At 63.2% G+C, this 17,815-nt stretch carries 21 protein-coding genes; 15 read left to right on the top strand and 6 right to left on the bottom strand.

Annotation, left to right across the window (positions count from 1 at the left end):
- Positions 1–392 precede the first annotated feature (392 nt).
- A complete protein-coding gene (fabI, locus tag NKI24_RS23550; RefSeq protein ID WP_352748770.1) occupies positions 393–1,214 on the top strand; it encodes an enoyl-ACP reductase FabI in 822 nt (273 codons plus the stop codon).
- 31 nt (positions 1,215–1,245) lie between these two features.
- A complete protein-coding gene (locus NKI24_RS23545) occupies positions 1,246–1,833 on the top strand; it encodes a histidine phosphatase family protein (protein ID WP_352456876.1) in 588 nt (195 codons plus the stop codon).
- A gap of 63 nt (positions 1,834–1,896) precedes the next feature.
- Here NKI24_RS23545 and NKI24_RS23540 read toward each other — a convergent pair whose 3' ends face one another.
- Positions 1,897–2,160, bottom strand: a complete 264-nt coding sequence (locus NKI24_RS23540) for a DUF1344 domain-containing protein (RefSeq protein ID WP_023716902.1) — start codon at positions 2,158–2,160, stop codon at positions 1,897–1,899.
- Positions 2,161–2,435: 275 nt separating this feature from the next.
- On the opposite strand from NKI24_RS23540, the gene aroC reads away from it, so the two are divergent.
- From aroC to NKI24_RS23525, 3 genes are all read left to right on the top strand, one after another.
- Positions 2,436–3,536, top strand: a complete 1,101-nt coding sequence (gene aroC / locus NKI24_RS23535; RefSeq protein ID WP_352748766.1) for a chorismate synthase — start codon at positions 2,436–2,438, stop codon at positions 3,534–3,536.
- Positions 3,537–3,696: 160 nt separating this feature from the next.
- Positions 3,697–4,797: a 3,4-dihydroxy-2-butanone-4-phosphate synthase gene (gene ribB / locus NKI24_RS23530; RefSeq protein ID WP_352748763.1), complete on the top strand. Its 1,101-nt coding sequence runs from the start codon at positions 3,697–3,699 to the stop codon at positions 4,795–4,797.
- 19 nt (positions 4,798–4,816) lie between these two features.
- Positions 4,817–5,248: a hypothetical protein gene (locus NKI24_RS23525; protein WP_352748760.1), complete on the top strand. Its 432-nt coding sequence runs from the start codon at positions 4,817–4,819 to the stop codon at positions 5,246–5,248.
- 63 nt (positions 5,249–5,311) lie between these two features.
- Here the strand turns inward: NKI24_RS23525 and NKI24_RS23520 are convergent, their stop codons facing one another.
- Entirely contained in the window at positions 5,312–6,535 is a 1,224-nt protein-coding gene (locus NKI24_RS23520) for an MFS transporter (RefSeq protein WP_352748757.1), read from the bottom strand.
- A 118-nt stretch (positions 6,536–6,653) separates the two neighbouring features.
- Between NKI24_RS23520 and NKI24_RS23515 the strand changes: the two genes are divergently transcribed.
- The 7 genes from NKI24_RS23515 to NKI24_RS23485 all read left to right on the top strand — a co-directional run bounded on the left by NKI24_RS23515 (position 6,654) and on the right by NKI24_RS23485 (position 12,426).
- Positions 6,654–7,307, top strand: a complete 654-nt coding sequence (locus NKI24_RS23515) for a TetR/AcrR family transcriptional regulator (protein WP_352748754.1) — start codon at positions 6,654–6,656, stop codon at positions 7,305–7,307.
- 133 nt (positions 7,308–7,440) lie between these two features.
- Positions 7,441–8,367, top strand: a complete 927-nt coding sequence (locus NKI24_RS23510; RefSeq protein WP_023674116.1) for a histone deacetylase family protein — start codon at positions 7,441–7,443, stop codon at positions 8,365–8,367.
- A gap of 3 nt (positions 8,368–8,370) precedes the next feature.
- A complete protein-coding gene (locus tag NKI24_RS23505) occupies positions 8,371–8,622 on the top strand; it encodes an exodeoxyribonuclease VII small subunit (protein WP_031211056.1) in 252 nt (83 codons plus the stop codon).
- A gap of 109 nt (positions 8,623–8,731) precedes the next feature.
- Positions 8,732–8,998, top strand: a complete 267-nt coding sequence (locus NKI24_RS23500; RefSeq protein WP_023716908.1) for a DUF2277 domain-containing protein — start codon at positions 8,732–8,734, stop codon at positions 8,996–8,998.
- A 9-nt stretch (positions 8,999–9,007) separates the two neighbouring features.
- On the top strand, positions 9,008–9,928 hold the full coding sequence (locus NKI24_RS23495) for a pirin family protein (protein WP_352540104.1): 921 nt from the start codon (positions 9,008–9,010) through the stop codon (positions 9,926–9,928).
- Between the two features lie 81 nt (positions 9,929–10,009).
- Positions 10,010–11,923, top strand: a complete 1,914-nt coding sequence (gene dxs / locus NKI24_RS23490) for a 1-deoxy-D-xylulose-5-phosphate synthase (RefSeq protein WP_352748750.1) — start codon at positions 10,010–10,012, stop codon at positions 11,921–11,923.
- Positions 11,924–12,132: 209 nt separating this feature from the next.
- A complete protein-coding gene (locus NKI24_RS23485; protein WP_352748747.1) occupies positions 12,133–12,426 on the top strand; it encodes a hypothetical protein in 294 nt (97 codons plus the stop codon).
- A 27-nt stretch (positions 12,427–12,453) separates the two neighbouring features.
- On the opposite strand, the gene NKI24_RS23480 is transcribed toward NKI24_RS23485, so the two are convergent.
- Positions 12,454–12,855 carry a GFA family protein gene (locus NKI24_RS23480; protein WP_352748744.1) on the bottom strand — a complete coding sequence of 134 codons (402 nt, stop codon included), beginning with the start codon at positions 12,853–12,855 and terminating at the stop codon, positions 12,454–12,456.
- Between the two features lie 175 nt (positions 12,856–13,030).
- On the opposite strand from NKI24_RS23480, the gene NKI24_RS23475 reads away from it, so the two are divergent.
- The 3 genes from NKI24_RS23475 (at position 13,031) to NKI24_RS23465 (ending at position 15,528) form a co-directional block, all read left to right on the top strand.
- Complete coding sequence (locus NKI24_RS23475) at positions 13,031–13,810, top strand: TlyA family RNA methyltransferase (RefSeq protein WP_352678148.1); 780 nt, start codon at positions 13,031–13,033, stop codon at positions 13,808–13,810.
- Positions 13,807–15,048 carry a class I SAM-dependent RNA methyltransferase gene (locus tag NKI24_RS23470; protein ID WP_352748740.1) on the top strand — a complete coding sequence of 414 codons (1,242 nt, stop codon included), beginning with the start codon at positions 13,807–13,809 and terminating at the stop codon, positions 15,046–15,048. The genes NKI24_RS23475 and NKI24_RS23470 overlap by 4 nt, the downstream gene beginning before the upstream one ends.
- 108 nt (positions 15,049–15,156) lie before the next feature.
- Positions 15,157–15,528 carry an antitoxin Xre/MbcA/ParS toxin-binding domain-containing protein gene (locus tag NKI24_RS23465; RefSeq protein WP_352748737.1) on the top strand — a complete coding sequence of 124 codons (372 nt, stop codon included), beginning with the start codon at positions 15,157–15,159 and terminating at the stop codon, positions 15,526–15,528.
- 54 nt (positions 15,529–15,582) lie between these two features.
- Here the strand turns inward: NKI24_RS23465 and NKI24_RS23460 are convergent, their stop codons facing one another.
- The 3 genes from NKI24_RS23460 to tldD form a co-directional block, all read right to left on the bottom strand.
- Positions 15,583–15,972 carry a type II toxin-antitoxin system VapC family toxin gene (locus NKI24_RS23460; RefSeq protein ID WP_023674128.1) on the bottom strand — a complete coding sequence of 130 codons (390 nt, stop codon included), beginning with the start codon at positions 15,970–15,972 and terminating at the stop codon, positions 15,583–15,585.
- Positions 15,959–16,234 (bottom strand): AbrB/MazE/SpoVT family DNA-binding domain-containing protein, encoded by a 276-nt coding sequence (locus tag NKI24_RS23455; protein WP_352449889.1) that lies wholly within the window; start codon positions 16,232–16,234, stop codon positions 15,959–15,961. Before NKI24_RS23455 ends, NKI24_RS23460 begins: the two co-directional genes overlap by 14 nt.
- 151 nt (positions 16,235–16,385) lie before the next feature.
- Complete coding sequence (tldD, locus tag NKI24_RS23450) at positions 16,386–17,798, bottom strand: metalloprotease TldD (protein ID WP_352748734.1); 1,413 nt, start codon at positions 17,796–17,798, stop codon at positions 16,386–16,388.
- Positions 17,799–17,815 lie beyond the last annotated feature (17 nt).

Genomic DNA, 17,815 nt, shown 5'->3' with positions numbered 1-17,815 from the left:
CCGGCCCCCAGCGCGGTCGCCTATAATGTCCGGTTTAAGGGAATGGCCGAGCTAACTTGAATGGCCGAGATGAGGCGCAAAGCGATCGTCCACGGCCCAAAGTATGGAAGTCGGCTTGGGGTCATGAGCGTGACTTCGGCCGCTGGCCAACGAAACTTCCGCCAAAGGCTCATCTTCCGCCGTGCCACACGGACACCAAGTGTCGGGTTTGCCCACCGGCCCACGACCGCAAGGTCAAAGCGCTACAGCGTCCTTTGCACGTCCAAAGGACGCGCGGCGCTGTTGAGCAAACGCTTTTGTCCCCCGAACTGTCCGCTTTGAACGCTTGAAGGGGCACTGTGGCTGTGCGATAGGCACTCCACAAAGCAGAGAACCTTTCGGAGAGCGCTGACATGGCGGGTGGACGGGGCCTTATGGCCGGCAAGCGCGGCCTTATCCTTGGCATCGCCAACAATCGCTCGATCGCTTACGGCATTGCCAAGGCCTGTGTCGACCATGGCGCCGAGATCGCGCTGACCTATCAGGGCGAGGCGTTCAAGAAACGCGTCGAGCCGCTCGCGGCGGAACTGGGCGCGCATGTCGCCGGCCATTGTGATGTGACCGACCCGGCCAGCCTCGATGCGGTGTTCGAAAATGTCAGCAAGCACTGGGGTGGCAAGCTCGATTTCCTCGTCCACGCCATCGCCTTTTCCGACAAGGACGAACTGACCGGCCGCTATGTCGAGACGACGCGCGACAATTTCCTGCGCACCATGGATATTTCGGTCTATTCCTTCACCACCATCGCCAAACGTGCCGAGGCGCTGATGACCGACGGCGGCTCGCTGCTCACGCTGACCTACTACGGCGCGGAAAAGGTGATGCCGCACTACAACGTCATGGGTGTCGCCAAGGCGGCACTCGAAGCCAGCGTGCGCTATCTGGCCGTCGACCTCGGCGCCAAGAAAATCCGTGTCAACGCGATCTCCGCCGGCCCGATCAAGACGCTTGCCGCATCCGGCATCGGCGATTTCCGCTATATCCTGAAATGGAACGAATACAATTCGCCGTTGAAGCAGACGGTCACGCAGGAGGAGGTCGGCGATTCCGGCGTCTATTTCCTGTCCGACCTTTCGCGCGGCGTCACCGGCGAGGTCCATCATGTCGATTCCGGCTATCATGTCGTCGGCATGAAGGCGGTCGACGCGCCGGATATTTCGACGGTCAAGGACTGACGCCACCGCCTGACCTCTTCCGGAAGACCTGATGTACCCGCTCGTCTATATCGTGCGCCACGGCCAGACGGCGTGGAACGCCGAGGCCCGGCTGCAGGGGCAGGCCGATACCGACCTCAACGAGCTCGGCCGCGAGCAGGCTAGCCGCAACGGGCGCAGGCTGGCCGAACTCATCGACAAGCCCGAAGATTTCGACTTTGTCGCCAGCCCGATGCGGCGCACGCGCGAGACGATGGAGCGCCTGCGCGCGGCGATGAAGCTCGATCCGCACGCCTATCGCACCGAGCCGCTGCTCGTGGAATTGAGCTTTGGCGACTGGCAGGGTTTCACCTTTGCCGAACTCGAGGCGAACAATCCCGGTTCGACCAGGCGCCGCCGCCTCGATAAATGGAATTTCCAGCCGCCCGGCGAGGGCGCCGAAAGCTACCAGATGCTGCTCGAACGGGTGAAGCCGTGGTTCGACGCGCTCGATCGCCAGACGGTCTGCGTGACCCATGGTGGCATCATGCGCGTAATGTTCCGCTTGGTACTTGGGATGTCCGAACAAGATGCGGTCAGCATGGAAGTGCCGCAGGATCGCGTGCTCAGACTGGACGGCCGGCGCCTGGAGTGGCTCTGAGACCGATGACGTAGCGTATGTTGAGATCAGGTCGGGCCGGCATCAGCTGAATATCGACGCGTCCTACTCGGTCGATCCGGTGTCCGGCAGTTCCATATCGGTGACGACGTTCTCGCCATTGGTCACGTCGTAGGCGAGGACGATGTCCATGCCTGGCTTCAGCGCATCGAGGTCGGTTTCGGCGTTCAGCTTGTAGGACTTGCCGTCGTCCAGCGTCAGCGTCAGCGCATCCTTGTCGACCTTCTTGATCAGGCCTTCGGTCTGGCCGGCGAAGGCGGCGGTGGAAATCAACAGCGTGGCGGCAACAGCGCCAATCAGGATACGCATCATCGTCCTCTTTAATCATTGCCGGTACAGCGGCTCGGTCCAACGGAACGGAACTGAGCAGAAACCAATCGAATGTGTCAAAACTAAATCCGCGGGATCACAGTTTGACCACTGTGGAAAACGCCAATAGAAGGCAGGCGACAGCGCCGCGCGTCCTCCTGGACGCGCAAGGGACGCTGTAGCACTTTTGATTTTGTGCATGATCCTTTCCGAAAATCGCTCCGATTTTCGGGCTCATGCGCTGAGCCGGCTCCGACGCCGGCAGGGCTGGTTCCATGTCGCACAACACGTTCGGCCATCTTTTCCGCGTCACCACCTGGGGCGAAAGCCACGGGCCGGCGCTGGGCTGCGTCGTCGACGGCTGTCCGCCAGGCATCCGCTTCACTCGCGACGAGATCCAGGCCGAACTCGACAAGCGCCGCCCCGGCCAGTCACGTTTTGTAACGCAGCGTCGCGAACCTGACGAGGTGAAGGTCCTGTCCGGCTTCATCCTCGATGAGGACGGTGAGACGATGGTCACCACCGGCACGCCGGTGTCGATGCTGATCGAGAACGTCGACCAGCGCTCCAAGGACTATGGCGACATCGCCCGCCAGTTCCGGCCGGGCCATGCCGATTACACTTACGAGGTCAAATACGGCCTGCGCGATTACCGCGGCGGCGGTCGCTCCTCGGCGCGTGAGACGGCGGCGCGGGTGGCCGCCGGGGCGCTTGCCCGAAAGGTCGTGCCCGGCATGGTGGTGCGCGGCGCGCTGGTGTCGATGGGCGATAAATCGATCGATCGCGCCAATTGGAACTGGAATTTCGTCCGCGACGCCGAAAACCCGTTCTTCACGCCTGATCCGGCGTCCGTCGCCGTCTTCACGAAATATCTGGACGGCATCCGCAAGGCGGGCTCCTCGGTCGGTGCGGTCATCGAGATCGTCGCCGACGGCGTTCCGGCGGGGCTTGGCGCGCCGATCTATGCCAAGCTCGACCAGGACATCGCCGCCGGCCTGATGTCGATCAACGCCGTCAAGGGCGTCGAGATCGGCAACGGTTTCGAGGCCGCCCGCATCACCGGCGAGGAGAATGCCGATGAGATGCGCATGGGCAATGACGGCAAGCCGGTCTTCCTATCCAACAATGCCGGCGGCATCCTCGGCGGCATCTCGACCGGCCAGGCGATCGTCGCGCGTTTCGCCGTCAAGCCGACCTCGTCGATCCTGACGCCGCGAAAGTCGATCGACAAGGACGGTAACGACGTCGAGATCATGACCAAGGGCCGGCACGATCCATGTGTCGGCATCCGCGCCGTACCGATCGGCGAGGCGATGGTTGCCTGCGCCATTGCGGATCATTATCTGCGTCATCGGGGACAAACGGGAAGGGAGTAGGGGAGTAGGGGAGTAGGGGAGTAGGGGAGTAGGGGAGTAGGGGAGTAGGGGAGTAGGGGAGTAGGTTACGCAGCTCCCACGACAGCATTTTTTCCTTTTCCCTACTCCCGTACTGCCCTACTCCCTTACTCCCCTGTTCCCGCGAGCGAAGCGAGCACCCATGCCTTACGACCAGAAGAAAATCGTCGAAGCCCTGCGCGCCTTCGAGCGCGGCGAGATCGTCGTCGTTATGGACGATGACGGCCGCGAGAACGAGGGTGACCTGATCGTCGCCGCCGTCCATTGCACGCCGGAAAAGATGGCGTTCATCGTCCGCAACACGTCGGGCATCGTCTGCACGCCGATGCCGCGCGAGCAAGCAAAGCGGCTCAACCTGTCGCCGATGGTGGCTGACAATGATTCCGCCCACACCACCGCCTTTACCGTCAGCGTCGACTTCAAGCACGGCACCACGACCGGCATTTCGGCGGACGACCGCACGCTGACGGTGCGCAATCTCGCCAATGGCAATGTCGGTGCTTCCGATTTCGTCCGCCCCGGCCACATCTTTCCGCTGATCGCGCGTGAAGGCGGCGTGCTGATGCGTTCGGGCCATACCGAAGCCGCTGTCGACCTCTGCAAGCTCGCCGGCCTGCCGCCGGTCGGCGTCATTTCCGAGCTGGTCAATGATGACGGCACCGTCATGCGTGGCCCGCAGGTGCAGGCCTTCGCCGAAAAGCACGGGTTGAAGCAGATCTCGGTTGCCGACCTTATCGGCTACCGGCAACGCAAGGAAACGCTCGTCGAGCGCGTCGCCTGTTCCGACATCGAGACGCCCGGCGGCAAGGCACAGGTCTTCACCTACACGCTGCCCTGGGATTCCATGCATCACGTGGCGGTCGTCTTCGGCGATATCCGCGACGGCGTCGAGGTGCCGGTGCGCCTTCATTCCGAGGACGTGGTCAGCGACGTCTTCGGAACCAGCCACCGGCTGGACGCCATCATGAAGGCGATGGGCGAGCGCCAGCGCGGCGTCATCGTCTATCTGCGCGAAGGCTCGGTCGGCGTCGCCCATCAGGAGCGCAAGCGCCCGGCTGCCGGCGACCGCGAGGATCATGAAGAGGCGCGCCGGCGCGAGAACGAATGGCGCGAGATCGGCCTCGGCGCGCAAATCCTCAAGGATCTCGGCATTTCCTCGATCAATCTGATCGCCTCGCGCGAGCGCCATTATGTCGGCCTCGAAGGTTTTGGCATCCACATCGCCAAGACCGAGATTCTTTAGGCCACTGGAGGCAATTGAGATGAGCTTCGAGGCATATCTCGGTTGTTTTAAGGACGGGGAGCAGAGCTATTTCCCCACATCGATCATAGACGACACCTTCGCGCCGTTCATCACCAGGCGTGAGCCTGAATACTCATGCTGGGTCGTCACCTACGAGGTCTCGCCGACCCTTGCTCAAGCCGACCTCTATCTCAATCTTGATCCTGATGACGCGTCGCGATGTTCCGGCTTCACCGTCGCGCGGCCGCCAGATGATCCGCGTCTCTACAAAGCGTTGTGGGAGATTCTGCGTGTCACCAATTCTGCCGTTTATTGCGCTGGAGAGTGCTCGCCAATGGTTGGGCGCGCTGAAACCATACCCCATCTGAACCCGGATATGGTCGAGGCATTGGGGAGTCCTGTTGTCGTTGTTGACGGGAACGAGATTCGCAACCGGCTTGAACTGTCCTAAAAAGCCGGGCTTCTTCAAAGAGAACTGCGTCCGGTCCGTGAGCTGGACCAGGCGCGTGTGCGGCTATTCCGCCGGAACGGCGGCTGCGTCGCATCCGTCCAGCTCGCATGTGTGGATGGCAAGGCTGCGCTGGCCGGCGAGCACGATGACCAGCGCGATTGTGCCCGATGCCACCGATACCCAGAACCCGTTCTGCGCGCCGAAAGCGTCCACCACCCAGCCGGCGGCGAACGAGCCGAGCGCCATGCCGATGCCGATGCCGGTCATCACCCAGGTCACGCCTTCGGTCAGCACCGCCTCGGGCACGCGCCGCTCGATCAGGCCGAATGCCGTGATGAAGGTCGGCGAGATCGCCACGCCGCTGACGAAGACGGCCAGTGCCAGCAGCGGCACGGTGTCGGCGACGAGCAGCGGCAGCGTGGTGAGGGCGATGATGGCGATTGCGACGGCAAGCTGAATTTGCAGCGGCACTTTCAGGTTCAGGGCGCCGATGATGATGCCGACGACGAACGATCCGAGCGCGTAGACGCCGATGACGAAGCTGGCGGCCCCTGGCTGGCCAAGCTCCTTGGTGATCGCCACGGTGCTCACCTCCGTGGTGGCGAAGGTCGCGCCGATGAAGATCAGGGCCAAGGTGATGATCTGGACCGGCCGCAGGCGGATTGCCGAGCCGCCTGAACCATGTTCCACCGGTCGGGCTCGCGGTTCGGTCGAGCGCTGCAGGATGAAGGCCGTCGAACCGAAGGCGAGGAACAATGTGCTCGCGAGCACTCCCGCTTCCGGAAAAAGCGCAACGCTCAGCCCTACCGACAGCGATGCGCCGGCGATGTACACCAGTTCGTCCGCCGCCGACTCGAAGGCGAACGCCGTGTTCAGCTCGGGGCGGTTGCGAAAAATCTCGGTCCAGCGTGCGCGCACCATTGCCGGGATGCTGGGCATGACGGCGGCGAGCAGCGCCGAGACGAATAGCGTCCATATCGGCCAATGCTGATTGGCCGCTGCAATCAGGATCGCGAAAGCGAGCGTGGAAATCATGGTGGTCGGCACCACAATCCGCGTCTGGCCGAGGCGGTCCACCAGCCGTGATACCTGCGGGGCGACGAAAGCGTTGGCCAGCGCATATGTCGCTGAGACGGCGCCGGCCAGCCAGTATTCGCCATCGGTCTGCGACAGCATCGCGACGATCCCGATCGGAGCCATGGCCATCGGCAGCCGGGCAACGAAGCCGGCCGCGGCAAAGCCCTTGGCGCCGGGCGCGCGAAAGATCTGGGAATAGGGATTTTGCATGGTCTGGCTCCTCGACAACGGCCGGTTCGGCGATTACATACGTGGCGTATGAGTTTAAATAGATCATACGCGGCGTATGTCAATTGGCATACGAGACGTATGTTAATAGGGCCAGAGCATGTATAGACCACGCAAGGAGATGATTGCCGAAACCCGCGCCAAGCTGATTGCCGCGGCACGCCACGCCTTCGGTACGCTCGGCTATGCCGAAGCCTCGATGGACGATTTCACGGCATCGGCCGGGCTGACGCGCGGTGCGCTCTATCATCACTTCGGCGACAAGAAGGGCCTGCTCCAGGCGGTCATTGCCGAGATCGATGCCGAAATGTCGGCCCGGCTGAAGGTCGTTTCGGCCAAGCCGGACAATCTCTGGCAGGGCTTTGTCGACGAATGCACCGCTTATATCGAGATGGCGCTGGAGCCGGAGATCCAGCGTATCGTGCTTCGCGACGGGCCGGCGGTGCTCGGCGATCCATCGCAATGGCCAAGCCAGAGCACATGCATCCGCTCGATGACAGAGAGCCTGCAAAGACTGAGCGACGAGGGGACAATTCTCGCCGTCGATCCCGAAGCCGCGGCAAGGCTGGTCAGCGGCGCCTCGCTGCATGCGGCGCAGTGGATCGCAAATTCGAACCATCCCGAAGCGACGTCGAAGAAGGCAGTGAAGGCGTTCAAGGTTCTTCTGGAAGGGCTGCTCAATCGCACCGGCAAGCTGCCTCAGCCTGACCGACCGTCGGCGATGCAGCCCGAGGTTGACCGATCACCGGCCTGAGGTCATCTTTTCGCCGATCCCAAGGCGGCTCGCGGTGGGCTCAGCCGACGCCGGTTGCCTAAACCCTGTTGAACATCGCGTCACCAGCGCGCGAAAACATGGCCAAAGCGGCGAGGCGCGCCTATATCGGGGCATGGTCACGAGACTTTACACCCACCCGATTTTTCTCGAACACATAACCCCGCCCGGTCATCCGGAGCGACCGGACCGTCTGCGCGCCATAGAGCGTGTGCTTGACGACGAGGCCTTCGCGGCGCTCGATCGCGTCCAGGCGCCCGAAGGCGACGAGGCAACCATCCTCTACGCGCATCCGCCCGAATTCGTCGAACGTGTCCGCGCAGCGATTCCGGACACCGGCATCGCCCGTATCGACGCCGACACCACCGCCAGCCCGAAGAGTTGGCAGGCGGCCGTGACCGCGATCGGCGCAGCCAACGCCGCGGTCGACGACGTCTTCACCGGCCGTGCCGAAAACGTGTTCGTCGCCGCACGGCCGCCCGGCCATCATGCCGAAAAGACCACCTCAATGGGCTTTTGCCTGTTCAACACCGCCGCGATCGCGGCACGCTACGCGCAGAAGAACCATGGCGCCGACCGCGTCGCCGTCGTCGACTGGGATGTGCATCACGGCAACGGCACGCAGGACATTTTCTGGGACGATCCATCGGTGCTCTATTGCTCGACACACCAGATGCCGCTTTACCCGGGAACCGGGGCCGTGAGCGAAACCGGCGCCGGCAACATTGTCAACGCGCCGCTGGCGCCGCAGAGCGGCAGCGATAGTTTCCGCGACGCCTTTCTGTCACGCATCCTGCCGGCGCTCGACAATTTTGCGCCCGACCTCATCATCATCTCCGCCGGTTTCGATGCCCACCACCGCGATCCGCTGGCCGAGATCAACCTGACCGAGGATGATTTCGACTGGGCGACCGGCCAGTTGCTCGAACGAGCCGGGCGCCGTAGCCGCAACCGGCTCGTCAGCGTGCTCGAGGGCGGCTACGATCTGCAGGGATTGGCATTTTCAGTCGCCGCCCATGTCGGGCGGCTGATGAAGGGATAGACGATGGCTGGTGAGACCAACGAGGATGTCAAGGCGATGAGCTTCGAGCAGGCGCTCGAGGCGCTGGAGAGGATCGTCGACGATCTGGAGCGCGGCGACGTTCCGCTCGACCAGTCGATCCGCATCTACGAGCGCGGCGAGGCGCTGAAGGCGCATTGCGACCGGCTGCTGAAGGCGGCCGAGGACAAGGTCGAGAAAATCAGGCTGTCGCGTGACGGCAAGCCGGTGGGGACAGAGCCGTTGGACGCGGATTGAGGCGCGGCCTCGAACGACAATTTTGCTTACCGGCTTTGGACATCATCACGATTGAGGATAAAACTCATCCCGTTTGAAACGGCTCCAGGACGAGAGGAGATTGCGAACGATGTGCAGAAACATCAAAACCCTGTTCAATTTCGATCCGCCGGCAACCAATGACGAGGTCCGCGATGCCGCGCTTCAGTTTGTCCGCAAGCTGAGCGGAACGACGCGGCCGTCGAAACAGAACCAGCATGCGTTCGACCATGCCGTCGAGGCCATTGCCGCCTCGGCGCGCGAATTGCTCGACAGCCTCGAGACGACACAGCATCCGCGCAATCGCGAAGAGGTGGCGGCCAAGGCGAAAGCCAAATCTGCACTTCGCTTCGCCTGAGGGGACCGCGTGAGCTTCTTTCCCGGAAACGATCCGCAGATGGGCGATGCCTTCGCCAGCGATCAGATCGAGCTGATGGTCATTCCGAATGCCAAGGACATCGGCGGATTTCAGGTTCGCCGCGCCTTGCCGACGGCCAGGCGCCGGCTGGTCGGACCCTTCATCTTCTTCGACCGCATGGGTCCAGCCGTTCTGCGAGCGGGCCAGGCGCTCGACGTGCGTCCGCACCCACATATCGGCCTGTCTACGGTGACTTACCTGTTCGACGGCAAGATCAGGCACCGCGATTCGCTCGGCACCGAGATGGTAATCCAGCCCGGCGATGTGAATTTGATGACCGCCGGCCGTGGCATCGTCCATTCGGAGCGGACACCGGAAGAATTGCGCGGCGCGCCGATGTCGGTTTCCGGCCTGCAGACATGGCTGGCGCTGCCGGACGGCAAGGAGGAGGTCGCGCCGGTCTTCGAGAACACCGCAGCCCTGCGCCTGCCCGAAGTCGAGGCCGAGGGGGTCAGCGGCCGTGTGATCATCGGTGCGTTTTCCGGACTGCGCTCCCCGGTCGCCACCGCTTCGGACACGCTTTATGCCGATCTCAGGCTGGCGCCGGGTGCCAGCGTGAAAATCCCGGCCGATGCCGAGGAGCGCGCCATCTATACGCTGGAAGGCGAGGTTTCGATATCCGGTGACCGCTTCCCGGCCGAGCGGCTGCTGGTTTTCCGGCCCGGCGATGAGATCGTTGTCTCATCGGAACGCGGCGCCCATTTCATGCTGTTTGGCGGCGCTTCGCTCGGTTCGAAACGTTATATCTGGTGGAATTTCGTATCGTCCTCAAAGGAACGCATCGAGCAGGCGAAAGAAGAATGGAAGACAGGCCGCTTCGATATCGTTCCTGGAGACGAGCAAGAGTTCATCCCGCTGCCCGAAAGCTGATGCGCGTTACCGCCACATTTACATTCGCCGGCCAGCGGCATATTTCACGATGAACAGAAAATCTGACCAGGCTCGCAAACAGTGAACGCAAAGCCCGATACGCCGCTTCTCGACAAGGTCCGCGTCCCAGCCGATTTGCGCACGCTTGCCGAAGGCGACCTGCCGCAGCTGGCTTCCGAGCTTCGCGCCGAACTGATCGACGTCGTTTCCCACACCGGCGGCCATCTCGGCGCCGGCCTTGGCGTGGTCGAGTTGACCGTCGCGCTGCACTACGTCTTCAACACGCCGGACGACCGGCTGATTTGGGACGTCGGCCACCAGGCTTATCCACACAAGATCCTGACCGGCCGCCGCGATCGCATCCGCACGCTGCGGCAGGAGGGCGGCCTGTCCGGCTTCACGCGTCGCGTCGAGAGCGAATACGATCCGTTCGGCGCAGCCCACTCCTCGACCTCGATTTCAGCCGGCCTCGGCATGGCAATGGCGCGCGATCTGTCCGATGGCCGCAACAATGTCATTGCCGTCATCGGCGACGGCGCCATGTCGGCCGGCATGGCCTATGAGGCGATGAACAATGCCGGCGCACTCGATGCCCGGCTGATCGTCATCTTGAACGACAACGATATGTCGATCGCTCCGCCGACCGGTGCAATGAGCGCCTATCTGGCCCGTCTGGCGTCGGGCAAGACCTATCTGGGCTTGCGCGATTTCGGCAAGAAGCTGACGTCCTATCTCGGCGAGCGCGCCGATCGCGCCATCAAGCGAGCGGTCGAGCATGCGCGCGGTTACGTCACCGGCGGCACGTTGTTCGAGGAGATGGGGTTCTACCACATCGGCCCGATCGACGGTCACAACCTCGAGCACCTGATCCCGGTGCTGAAGAACGTCCGCGACAATGCCGACGGCCCGGTGCTGATCCATGTCGTGACCCAGAAGGGCAAGGGCTACGCCCCGGCCGAGGCGGCGGCCGACAAATATCATGGCGTCAACAAATTCGACGTCATCACCGGCGCCCAGGCCAAGGCGCCCGCCAATGCGCCGAGCTACACCAAGGTGTTTGCCGAAAGCCTGATCCAGGAGGCCCGAGAGGACGACCGCATCGTCGCTATCACCGCCGCCATGCCGAACGGCACTGGGCTTGATCTGTTCGGCGAAGCGTTTCCGGCGAGGACCTTCGATGTCGGCATCGCCGAGCAACATGCGGTGACCTTCGCCGCCGGCCTTGCCACGGAAGGCTTCAAGCCTTTCGCGGCGATCTACTCGACCTTCCTGCAGCGCGCCTACGACCAGGTCGTCCACGACGTGGCGATCCAGAAATTGCCGGTGCGCTTTCCGATCGATCGCGCCGGCTTCGTCGGCGCCGATGGTGCCACCCATTGCGGCGCCTTCGACACGACCTTCCTGGCGACGCTGCCCGGTTTCGTCGTCATGGCCGCGGCCGATGAGGCCGAGCTGCGCCACATGGTACGCACCGCTGCAAGCTACGATGACGGCCCGATCGCCTTCCGCTACCCGCGCGGTAACGGCGTTGGTGTCGAGATGCCGCAACGCGGCTCGGTATTGGAGATCGGCAAGGGTCGGATCGTCAGGGAAGGCACCAAGGTTGCGCTGCTTTCCTTCGGCACCAGGCTGCAGGATTGCCTGGCCGCGGCCGAGGAGCTTGGCGCGGCCGGGCTTTCGACCACGGTCGCCGATGCCCGTTTTGCCAAGCCGCTCGACGAGGACCTGATCCGGCGGCTGGCCCGTTCACACGAGATACTGGTGACGGTGGAAGAGGGCGCGGTCGGCGGCTTCGCCAGCCATGTGCTGCAGTTCCTGGCCCATGAAGGGCTGCTGGAGAGCGGCCTGAAGGTGCGCCCGCTGGTGCTGCCCGATACATTTGTCGACCATGCCAAGCCGGAAAAGATGTATGCCGATGCCGGGCTGGACAGCGCCGGCATCGTGCGCACCGTGTTCGAGGCGCTGGGGCATACCGCGCAGGCCCAGCGCGCCTAGCTTTTAGACGCATTCCCGCGACGCCGACGCGATTCAACTTGGCTGCAAGATGCTAGTCTGAATCAATATCTCAAACGCTTGAATCAAATTGCCGGCGAACAGTCGTAACATGCTGTTTACGCTGCCGTTTGGCGATTTGCTTACCGTGTCCTTTGGCCGTTCTTCAACGCTGCCCTGCTAGAAGGCAACAGGCAGGGGAAAGCAGACCAATGAGATCGCTTTTGGGCGGCATCGCGCTTACGGCCATCGTCGTCTTGTCGGCTACAGCCGAAACGCGCTACGACCGCAAACTCGAAGAGGCGGTGATGGGCGTCGTCGCCGGCAAGATCGGCGAGATCCGTGGCGGCTTCTCCTACAAGCAGGCGCCGCAATTCGTCGTCGTGCCCGATACCTTGCCGAAGGCGTCCAGTTCCGCTGACCGGCCGCGCACACAGGTGTCCGGCGACAGCAGCGACGGTCTGACGCCGGCCGTCGAACGGCGGGTTTCGCGGACCATCTTCTAAAGCATGATCCCGAAGAGACTCTAGAAACTAGAACCACATGTCCCGCACATAGCGACCATCTCTCGGCAAATCCTCGAATGTATCGAGACCCTCGAAATGGTCGATCGGGAGATCGGCGACGGCGTCGGGCGGCGCAAGCCTCACATTGACGGCGATGCGGTAGCGCCCAGCCGCATCGGGATGCAAACCGCGCCAGGCCAGGACGCAAGCGCAGGTTGGGCAGAAGAGAATCTCAAGCGAAGGATGAGCCTTTCCGACGCGCCGATAGGCGCTTACGGGCCCGGCAAGGCGGATGCGTTCGTCGACATAGTCGTAAGCCCAGAGCGTGCCGTAGCGACGGCAAAGTGTGCAATTGCAGGCAGTGATCGAACCGGGATCGCCCTCCAGGGTCCAGTGGGCTGCGCCGCAGTGGCAGGTTCCCGTCAGCATGTTCCTCCTCCACGTTTCGACGGCTAAACGGCATCTCTTTCTTAGCATTGCGTCGGGTCTCGTGCGAGGCTCGACAAACAGCGCAGCGGCTTGATGCGCTCACCGCCTTTCCAACCATGCCTTGTCTGATCGCCAAATTCCTTGCCATCATCGTTGGCTTTCGCCATGAAGGCCGATGACTTCCCTTCCGCCAGCCAGCATACGCCAGCGGCTCGACGAATTGCTCGTCCAGCGCGGCCTGTTTGCCAGCCGCTCGCGTGCCCGCGACGCGGTCGAGCGCGGCACCGTGACGGTCGATGGCATCGTCGCCCTCAAGCCGGGCCAGGCCGTTCTGCCTGAGTGCAACATCGTCGTTGACGATCCGGCGCAAGGTTACGTGTCGCGCGCTGCACTGAAGCTGAAGGCTGGTCTCGACCATTTCGCCCTCGACCCCACCGGCAGCGAAGCGCTCGATGTCGGCGCCTCGACCGGCGGCTTCACGCAGGTGCTGCTCGAACGCGGCGCGGCGCATGTCACGGCGATCGATGTCGGGCACGGCCAGATGCACTCCAACATCGCCGGCGATCCGCGCGTGACGGTAATTGAAGGCCTGAATGCGCGCGAACTATCGGCCGCCGATCTCGGCGGCCGTGTGCCGGATTTCATCGTCTCGGATGTCAGCTTCATATCGCTGAAACTGGCGCTGCCGCCGGCGCTTGCCTTGGCCAGGAATGGCGCAAAAGCTGTGTTTCTGGTCAAGCCGCAATTCGAGGCCGGCCGCGAGGCGATCGGCAAGGGCGGCCTGCTGAAGGACCCCTATGATGCGGCGCGCATTGCCGGCCTGATGCAGGACTGGCTCGATGCCATTCCCGGCTGGCGCTCGCTGGGGCTTCATCTGTCACCGATAGAGGGCGGCGACGGCAACCGCGAGTTCCTGCTCGGCGGCATCAAGGACGTCGAGACCCAGAAGCGATGAGCACCCGTTTCACGATCGCAAGGTTGGGCTCGCAGGGCGACGGCATCGCCGAGACGGAAACCGGCGAGGTTTTCATTCCGTTCGCGCTGCCGGGAGAGGTCGTCACCGCCGCGCGGGAGAAAGATCGCGCCACCTTGATGTCGGTCCTTGAGGCTTCGCCGTTGCGGGTCGATCCGCCGTGCCGGCATTTCGGCGCGTGCGGCGGCTGCGCCGTCCAGCATCTCGAGACTGAAGCCTATCACCGGTGGAAGCGCGAAAAGGTCGTGCATGCGCTGAAGAGCAAGGGCATCGCTTGCGATGTCGGGGCGCTGGTGCCGTGCGCGCCGCACACGCGCCGCCGCGTCGTCTTCACCGCCCGGCGGAGCGAGGCGGGAATGCAGTTCGGCTTCGTTCGCGCGCTGTCATCCGAGATCATCTCGATCGAGGAATGCCCGATCTCGGCGCCGCAGATCGTCGCTGCGCTCGACCGTTTGAGGATGCTTGCCGGACTGATCTGCACCACGACCAAATCGTTCCACATGGCGGTGACGGTGACCGGTTCCGGCCTCGATGTCGCGGTTCACGATTCCGGCAAGCTCGGCGAGAACCAGCGCCGCGTCGCTTCCAACTTCGTCATCGCCGAGGGGCTAGCCAGGCTGTCGGTCGACGGCGAGGTCATTATCGAACCAAACAAACCGGTCGTCCTGTTTGGTGGCGTCGCCGTCGCAGTGCCTCCGGGCGCTTTCCTGCAGGCGACCGAAGCTGCCGAACAGGCGATGGCCAACATTGTCGGCCAGCATTTCGCGCGCGCCAAAAAGGTCGCCGATCTCTTCGCCGGCTGCGGCAGCTTCGCGCTGCGCCTGGCCGCAAGATCGGAGGTTCATGCGGTGGAAGGCGATGCGGCAGCACTCGCGGCGCTCGACCGGGCATTCCGTTTCGCCAGCGGCCTGAAGCGGGTGACCGGCGAACGTCGCGACCTGTTCCGGAGGCCGCTCACATTCAAGGAGTTGAATGCCTTTGACGGCGTTGTCTTCGACCCGCCTCGCGCCGGCGCCGAGGACCAGTCGAAGCAGATCGCGCGGTGCGACGTGCCGCTCGTCGCCGCGGTGTCTTGCAATCCGGTAACGCTGGCGCGGGACCTACGCATCCTCATGGACGGCGGCTACGCCCTGAAGAGCGTGACGCCGATCGACCAGTTCCTGTGGTCGCCGCATGTCGAGGCCGTGGCGCTGTTGGAGAAGCCGAGACGAAGGCGCTAGCAGCCAGGGCCTGAAACGCGCACCAAAAAAGCACATTTTTAGCGCACGTCGTTCAAACTGTGCCAGGAAATTTAGCGCACGTCGTTCAAACTGTGCCAGGAAATTGCCATGAGCACCGCAGCCTTCGAAATTTCGGCATCGCGCTTCGGCGAGGAGCGGGCGCCGTTTCTCTCGCCAAGGCGGGTCGCTGAACTGCTAGGGGTCAATACGACAGAACTGGCGGGGCTGACCGGTCTCGCGCGCAACACGCTTGCCGCCGAGTCCGGTGCGCGCAAGGTCGACGCCGCATTGAGTCCCATCGTCCGTATCCTGGCGATGGCCGGCGAGATGGCCGGTGATGAACATCGTGCGGCGATCTGGTTCAAGCATCAGCCGATCCCCGGTTGGGCCGGAAAGACCGCCTACGATCTGGTTCGCGAAGGCAAGACGGACAAGGTGCTTGCCTATCTGGAGGCAGTCCGCTCCGGCATCTATGCCTGAAACCAGGCTGACCCTGTGGCGCGCTTTTGTGCCGCGCTGGGCCGCTGTGAGCTGCTATGCTTCTTGCACGCGTTCGTATCCGGCCGCCTTCGCGGCCCTGACGAACTTGCGGTCAAAAGTCGCGAAGCCAGCGCAGTGAGCGGACTTGCCCAGATGCAGCGCATCAGCAAAATCCAACCCCTGTTCCGAGAGGTCGAGCGCGGACGACACGACCGCCCCGTCTTCCACCTCTACCGTGGGAAGCCCGCTAAACACCCGTAGCGTACGGGCGATTTCAAGCGGCGCAAAACCGTAGGCGCTGCGCAACACCCATTCGACTTCCAGCATCACCGTGACGGCGACAAAGACCGGCTGGCTATCGATCAGCGCCCGGGCGCGGGAAGACTGCGACGGGTGATCGCCCGTCAGGTAGCGGACGATCAGGTTGGTATCAATTGCGAGCATGGCGCCGCCGCGCTTCGGCGAGCACGCCCGCGTCCATTTCCTCCAACGTCTTCGGCCTGCCACTATAGCGCAGCGATCCAAACACGTCCTCTGGCCGTGTCTCGGCGAAGACTGGCGCAGGCTTCAGTAGCACGCCCTCCGGGGTATCCTCGACCAGAAGGCGTGTGCCGGCATGCCATTCCCTCCGTTTCCGGATCGCGCTGGGCAGGATGACCTGTCCCTTGGTCGAGACCGTAGTTACGAGCTTCTTTGCGGCAGCCATCTCGGCACGTCCTTAGGTGTAAGACGAATGTAAGATAGTCGAAGCTCTCCGCAAATTCAAGGCGCAAGCTACTCCTACTTAAAGCGATGACAAGGCAGTGGGCGGCGGGGATTGGTTGTTCCGGAGCGGCGATAATTCGGCGTCAACTCCATCAAGCCCTGGTGCCGCCGACTGTCATCTGGTTCATCCTGAGATGCGGCTGGCCGACGCCGACCGGCACGCCCTGTCCGGCCTTGCCGCACATGCCGATGCCGGTGTCGAGCTTCATGTCGTTGCCGATCATCGCCACACGATGCATGGCATCCGGCCCGTTGCCGATCAGCATGGCGCCCTTGATCGGTTGCGTCACCTTGCCGTTCTCGATCATGTAGGCTTCGGTGCAGCCGAACACGAACTTGCCCGAAGTGATGTCAACCTGGCCGCCACCGAACGACACGGCATAGATGCCGTTCTTGACCGAGGCGATGATCTCGTCCGGCTCCATGTCGCCCGCTGTCATGTAGGTGTTGGTCATGCGCGGCATAGGCTCGTGCGCGTAACCTTGGCGTCGCCCGTTGCCGGTGGCTTTCATGCCCATCAGCCGGGCGTTCTGGCGGTCCTGCATGTAGCCGACCAGCTTGCCATCGTCGATCAGCACGTTATGGGCCGATGGCGTGCCCTCATCGTCGACGGTAAGCGAGCCACGCCGCTCGGGCAGGGTGCCGTCGTCAACGACGGTGACGCCTTTCGCCGCCACCTGCTGGCCAAGCAGGCCGGCAAAGGCCGACGTCTTCTTGCGGTTGAAATCGCCCTCCAGCCCGTGGCCGACGGCCTCGTGCAACATGACGCCCGGCCAGCCGCTCGACAGCACGATGTCGAAAGTGCCGGCAGGTGCTGGAACCGCTTCGAGATTGACCAGCGCTTGCCGCAATGCCTCCTTGGCCGCGTGCCGCCAGCTGTCCTCGATCAGGAATTCACCAAAATCCTTGCGGCCTCCCATGCCGTAGGAGCCGCTCTCCTGGCGGTCGCCGTCGCCGACCACCACCGACACGTTGATCCTGACCAGCGGACGGATGTCGCGCACCATCTGGCCGTCGGCGCGCACGATCTCGACATGCTGCCAGGAGGCGGCGAGCGACGCCGTCACCTGCCTGACGCGCGGATCCTCGGCCCGCAGCCATGCATCGATTTCCTGAAGCAGCTTGGCCTTGGCCTCGAAGGAAGGCGAGGGGATAGGGTTTCCGTCGCCGTAGAGATGGCGGTTGGTGCGGGCAGGCGCTGCGGCAAGCGTGCCGGAATAGCCGCTCTTCACCGTCGAAACGGCATCGGCGGCGCGCAGCAGCGAGGCTTCGGAGAGGTCGCTGGAATGGGCGTAGCCGCTGGCTTCGCCGGCGACGGCGCGCAGGCCGAAACCCTGGTCGGTGTTGAAATTCGCGGTCTTCAGCTTGCCATTGTCGAACATCAGCAATTCGCTTTCGCTATATTCGAGAAACAGTTCGCCGTCGTCGGCGCCGTTAATAGTCTCGGCAACGATTTGCTTGATGCGATCGTCGGAAATGTCAAATTGGCCGATCAGGCTGTTCATGGCAGGTCCATTCGCAG

The sequence above is a fragment of the Mesorhizobium sp. M0701 genome (assembly GCF_040320365.1).
Taxonomy (GTDB): domain Bacteria; phylum Pseudomonadota; class Alphaproteobacteria; order Rhizobiales; family Rhizobiaceae; genus Mesorhizobium.
This window is presented reverse-complemented; position numbering and strand designations above follow the sequence as displayed.